3 rRNA genes and 1 pseudogene are annotated in these 6,329 nt (G+C 56.9%); all 4 read left to right on the forward strand.

The window, feature by feature from the left end:
• Positions 1-222, forward strand: a pseudogene (locus AS25_RS08310) (tyrosine--tRNA ligase); the annotation flags it as partial.
• Between the two features lie 611 nt (positions 223-833).
• A 16S ribosomal RNA gene (locus AS25_RS08315) occupies positions 834-2,365 on the forward strand.
• A gap of 441 nt (positions 2,366-2,806) precedes the next feature.
• Positions 2,807-5,940 (forward strand): 23S ribosomal RNA (locus AS25_RS08320).
• A gap of 226 nt (positions 5,941-6,166) precedes the next feature.
• A 5S ribosomal RNA gene (rrf, locus tag AS25_RS08325) occupies positions 6,167-6,283 on the forward strand.
• The 16S, 23S and 5S rRNA genes sit together here, the layout of an rRNA operon.
• The last annotated feature ends 46 nt before the right edge of the window (positions 6,284-6,329 follow it).

Genomic DNA, 6,329 nt, shown 5'->3' on the forward strand with positions numbered 1-6,329 from the left:
GCCGCCGGCGAACACGCCGTGGTGGATCTGCTCGTGGCCACGGGACTCGCGGAATCCAAGTCCGCGGCTCGGCGCACCCTCAAGGAGGGCGGTGCCTCGGTCAACAACCGCAAGCTCTCGGGGGAGGACGCCACGTTGACCCCCGACGACCTGCTGCACGGGCGGTTCGCGCTGCTGCGCCGGGGGAAGAAGAACCTCGCGGCCGTCACGGTCACCGGCTGATCCGGACACCGACCGTCCCAGACCTTCATCCCTGAACCGGGCGGTGCCCGAGCCCGCCGTCCAGCGGGCCGATCACGAGCCGGGACCAGCGTTTTGCGCGGGTCCCGGCTCGTGTGTAATGTATTCCGAGTCGCCGCGGCGAGGAACCGGAAAGGGACCGCAACCGCGGGGTGACCAGCAAAGATCAGCCCGAGAAGTCGGACCTCGTTCATGCTATGGTTACCTAGCGTTCGGCAGCGCAGAGCGGATCGGCTTGAACAGTCAAGTTGACACGCCGAGCAACGCGGAACTAAGCTTGATGAGTCACTTCGAGGCGGACCGGAAGGTTCGACCGGAGGAGCAATTACCAAAATCTTCGATCGGCCGCTGACGGCCTGATCGGACAACCGACCGTTGTGGCCCTGGTGAGGGGTTGTGTGGTGTGGTTTGTTGTTTGTCAACTCAATAGTGTGTCTAGTTTGTTGATACCAAAGTTTTTTGTTTTTGGTTGATGGCCTGACGGTCCCCTGGGTGTTTTCCCGTTTCCTGGGGGTGTTGGGTGTCAGCCGGGATCCCACCCCGGTGCCTGCCCTTTGATGGGTGTGGTGGGGTGGTTTCTGTTGAATAGTTTTTTGACGGAGAGTTTGATCCTGGCTCAGGACGAACGCTGGCGGCGTGCTTAACACATGCAAGTCGAACGCTGAAGCTTGGTGCTTGCACTGGGTGGATGAGTGGCGAACGGGTGAGTAATACGTGAGTAACCTGCCCTTGACTCTGGGATAAGCCTGGGAAACTGGGTCTAATACTGGATATGACCTCCTGTCGCATGGTGGGGGGTGGAAAGGGTTTGTACTGGTTGTGGATGGGCTCACGGCCTATCAGCTTGTTGGTGGGGTAATGGCCTACCAAGGCGACGACGGGTAGCCGGCCTGAGAGGGTGACCGGCCACACTGGGACTGAGACACGGCCCAGACTCCTACGGGAGGCAGCAGTGGGGAATATTGCACAATGGGCGCAAGCCTGATGCAGCGACGCCGCGTGAGGGATGACGGCCTTCGGGTTGTAAACCTCTTTCAGCACGGAAGAAGCGAAAGTGACGGTACGTGCAGAAGAAGCGCCGGCTAACTACGTGCCAGCAGCCGCGGTAATACGTAGGGCGCAAGCGTTGTCCGGAATTATTGGGCGTAAAGAGCTCGTAGGCGGTTTGTCGCGTCTGCTGTGAAAGCCCGGGGCTTAACCCCGGGTGTGCAGTGGGTACGGGCAGACTTGAGTGCAGTAGGGGAGACTGGAACTCCTGGTGTAGCGGTGAAATGCGCAGATATCAGGAAGAACACCGATGGCGAAGGCAGGTCTCTGGGCTGTTACTGACGCTGAGGAGCGAAAGCATGGGGAGCGAACAGGATTAGATACCCTGGTAGTCCATGCCGTAAACGTTGGGCACTAGGTGTGGGGGACATTCCACGTTTTCCGCGCCGTAGCTAACGCATTAAGTGCCCCGCCTGGGGAGTACGGCCGCAAGGCTAAAACTCAAAGGAATTGACGGGGGCCCGCACAAGCGGCGGAGCATGCGGATTAATTCGATGCAACGCGAAGAACCTTACCAAGGCTTGACATACACCGGATCGGCTCAGAGATGAGTTTTCCTCCTTGTGGGGCTGGTGTACAGGTGGTGCATGGTTGTCGTCAGCTCGTGTCGTGAGATGTTGGGTTAAGTCCCGCAACGAGCGCAACCCTCGTTCTATGTTGCCAGCACGTGATGGTGGGGACTCATAGGAGACTGCCGGGGTCAACTCGGAGGAAGGTGGGGATGACGTCAAATCATCATGCCCCTTATGTCTTGGGCTTCACGCATGCTACAATGGCCAGTACAATGGGTTGCGATACCGTGAGGTGGAGCTAATCCCAAAAAGCTGGTCTCAGTTCGGATCGTGGTCTGCAACTCGACCACGTGAAGTCGGAGTCGCTAGTAATCGCAGATCAGCAACGCTGCGGTGAATACGTTCCCGGGCCTTGTACACACCGCCCGTCAAGTCACGAAAGTTGGTAACACCCGAAGCCGGTGGCCTAACCCTTGTGGGGGGAGCCGTCGAAGGTGGGACTGGCGATTGGGACTAAGTCGTAACAAGGTAGCCGTACCGGAAGGTGCGGCTGGATCACCTCCTTTCTAAGGAGCACGCTCACCGGCCGGGTGGCCGGTAGCCCCACACACCACGAGATCGTGGTGCACCGTTTTGGCGGTGGTGGGTGTTTTGCTCATGGGTGGAATATCAGCAAGCGCACACGGACACGACGCACATGGGAACACTGCCGGCTTGGATGGTTGGTGGTGGTGTGTGTGGGGGTTCGTGGTGGCACATTGTTGGGTTGTCGATCAACAAGTTGCGTTGGTTGGTTTCCTGGGACACCGTCGCACCGATCGTAGTGGTGGGTGTGTGGTGTTGGTGGGTTGTTGTTTGTCAACTACATAGTGGACGCGAGCATCTTTGACGCCGCGTGCATCTGGTCGCATCGTGATCACGGCTTGCGGTTCTTCGGGACTGTGGGTTGTGGTGGTGTGGTGGGTGTGTGTGGTGTGTTCTTTGATGATTGTTTTGTGTTGTGTGGCGTAGAAGTTGTTACGGGCACACGGTGGATGCCTTGGCATCAGGAGCTGATGAAGGACGTGGAAATCTGCGATAAGCCTCGGGGAGCTGATAAACGAGCTGTGATCCGAGGGTCTCCGAATGGGGTAACCCGGCTGCGTATCATGCGTGGTCACTCGTATCTGAATTCATAGGGTGCGAGGAGGAACGTGGGGAAGTGAAACATCTCAGTACCCATAGGAAGAGAAAACAATAGTGATTCCGTGAGTAGTGGCGAGCGAAAGCGGATGGTGGCTAAACCGGTTGTGTGTGATACCTGGCGAGGGTTGCATGATCGGGGTTGTGGGATGCGTTGTTCTCGGGGTCGCCACCCCGGGCGCTGCAGCATTGTGGTAGTCGAACTGGTGGTGAGTGCCAGACCGTAGGGGGTGTGAGTCCCGTAGACGAAACCGTGGTGTGTGTGGTGTGACGTTGTTCCCGAGTAGCACGGGGCCCGTGAAATCTCGTGTGAATCTGCCAGGACCACCTGGTAAGCCTGAATACTTCCTGATGACCGATAGCGGATCAGTACCGTGAGGGAATGGTGAAAAGTACCCCGGGAGGGGAGTGAAATAGTACCTGAAACCGTGTGCTTACAAGCCGTTGGAGCCTCAAGGGGTGACAGCGTGCCTTTTGAAGAATGAGCCTGCGAGTTAGTGTTACGTCGCGAGATTAACCCGTGTGGGGTAGTCGTAGCGAAAGCGAGTCTGAATAGGGCGTTGTGTAGTGGCGTGATCTAGACCCGAAGCGGGGTGATCTACCCATGGCCAGGTTGAAGCGCGTGTAAGAGCGCGTGGAGGACCGAACCCACTTCAGTTGAAAATGGAGGGGATGAGCTGTGGGTAGGGGTGAAAGGCCAATCAAACTCCGTGATAGCTGGTTCTCCCCGAAATGCATTTAGGTGCAGCGTTGCGTGTTGCTTCCCGGAGGTAGAGCTACTGGATGGCTGATGGGCCCTACAAGGTTACTGACGTCAACCAAACTCCGAATGCCGGTGAAGTGTAAGCGTGGCAGTGAGACTGTGGGGGATAAGCTTCATAGTCGAAAGGGAAACAGCCCAGACCATCAACTAAGGCCCCTAAGCGTGTGCTAAGTGGGAAAGGATGTGGAGTTGCTGAGACAACCAGGAGGTTGGCTTAGAAGCAGCCACCCTTGAAAGAGTGCGTAATAGCTCACTGGTCAAGTGATTCCGCGCCGATAATGTAGCGGGGCTCAAGTACACCGCCGAAGTTGTGGCATGACACCGTATATCCGAGCCGTTTGTGGTTGAGGTGGTGTTGTGGGTAGGGGAGCGTCGTTGGGGTGGTGAAGCTGCGGGGTGACCCAGTGGTGGAACCTCAACGAGTGAGAATGCAGGCATGAGTAGCGATAGACGGGTGAGAAACCCGTCCGCCGGATGATCAAGGGTTCCAGGGTCAAGCTAATCTGCCCTGGGTGAGTCGGGACCTAAGGCGAGGCCGACAGGCGTAGTCGATGGACAACGGGTTGATATTCCCGTACCGACGAAGAACCGACCCTACTGAACCGGGGATACTAACCACCCGAACCACCACGATCACCGCGCCCCTTGTGGGTGTGGTGGAGTGTGTGGGGAGCGTGGGACCTGATCCGGGGAGGTAAACGTGTTAACAGGTGTGACGCAGGAAGGTAGCCGAGCCAGGCGATGGTTGTCCTGGTCTAAGCATGTAGGGCGGCCGGTTGGTAAATCCGCGGGCCATAGGCTTGAGATGTGATGGGACTCTCTTAGGTGAGGGAATTCGGTGATCCTATGCTGCCAAGAAAAGCATCGACGTGAGGTTCTAGTCGCCCGTACCCTAAACCGACACAGGTGATCAGGTAGAGAATACTAAGGCGTTCGAGAGAATCATGGTTAAGGAACTCGGCAAAATGCCCCCGTAACTTCGGGAGAAGGGGGGCCCTGGTTGGTGAACACCCACGCGGTGTGAGCTGGTCGGGGTCGCAGAGGCTAGGGGGAAGCGACTGTTTATCAAAAACACAGGTCCGTGCGAAGTCGTAAGACGATGTATACGGACTGACTCCTGCCCGGTGCTGGAAGGTTAAGAGGACTCGTTAAACCCTTACGGGTTGAAGCGGAGAATTTAAGCCCCAGTAAACGGCGGTGGTAACTATAACCATCCTAAGGTAGCGAAATTCCTTGTCGGGTAAGTTCCGACCTGCACGAATGGAGTAACGACTTCCCTACTGTCTCAACCATGAACTCGGCGAAATTGCAGTACGAGTAAAGATGCTCGTTTCGCGCAGCAGGACGGAAAGACCCCGAGACCTTTACTATAGTTTGGTATTGGTGTTCGGTGTGGCTTGTGTAGGATAGGTGGGAGACTGTGAAGCTATCACGCTAGTGGTGGTGGAGTCGTTGTTGAAATACCACTCTGGTCACTCTGGATATCTAACTTCGGCCCGTGATCCGGGTCAGGGACAGTGCCTGATGGGTAGTTTAACTGGGGCGGTTGCCTCCTAAAGAGTAACGGAGGCGCCCAAAGGTTCCCTCAGCCTGGTCGGCAATCAGGTGGTGAGTGTAAGTGCACAAGGGAGCTTGACTGTGAGAGTGACAGCTCGAGCAGGGACGAAAGTCGGGACTAGTGATCCGGCGGTACATTGTGGAATGGCCGTCGCTCAACGGATAAAAGGTACCTCGGGGATAACAGGCTGATCTTGCCCAAGAGTCCATATCGACGGCATGGTTTGGCACCTCGATGTCGGCTCGTCGCATCCTGGGGCTGGAGTTGGTCCCAAGGGTTGGGCTGTTCGCCCATTAAAGCGGTACGCGAGCTGGGTTCAGAACGTCGTGAGACAGTTCGGTCCCTATCCGCTGCGTGCGTTGGAAATTTGTGGAGGCCTGTCCTTAGTACGAGAGGACCGGGACGGACGAACCTCTGGTATGTCAGTTGTTCCGCCAGGAGCACCGCTGATTAGCTACGTTCGGGATTGATAACCGCTGAAAGCATCTAAGCGGGAAGCTTGCTCCGAGATGAGATTTCCTGACCCCCCCCTTGCGGGGGTGTGAGGTGCCCAGTAGACGACTGGGTTGATAGGCCAGATGTGGAAGCGTTGCAAGACGTGGAGCTGACTGGTACTAATACACCGAAAACTTCTACACACACAATTTTCATCAGAGTGTGGTGTTCGCGTCCACCATGTGGTTGACCACCAACAACCCCCCACCCCCACCGGGTACACCGGTAAACGGGGTGGGCCAGGGTAGTGGTTGGTTGATCGTGATAACAGAATAGAGCTTGGTCCACGAAACACGGACCCCTATAGGTTTCACCACCCCTACACACACGGTGCTAGTACAAGCAACCGTGGGGGTTGGTGGCAGGGTTTCCGGTGGTTATAGCGTGGGGGAAACGCCCGGTCCCATCCCGAACCCGGTAGCTAAGACCCACAGCGCTGATGGTACTGCACTCGGAAGGGTGTGGGAGAGTAAGACACCGCCGGAATCACACAAGAAAAGAGTGGTTGAGGCCGCACCCCCGTGAGGGGTGC

The sequence above is a fragment of the Kocuria marina genome (genome assembly GCF_000786655.1).
Lineage (GTDB): Bacteria > Actinomycetota > Actinomycetes > Actinomycetales > Micrococcaceae > Kocuria > Kocuria marina_A.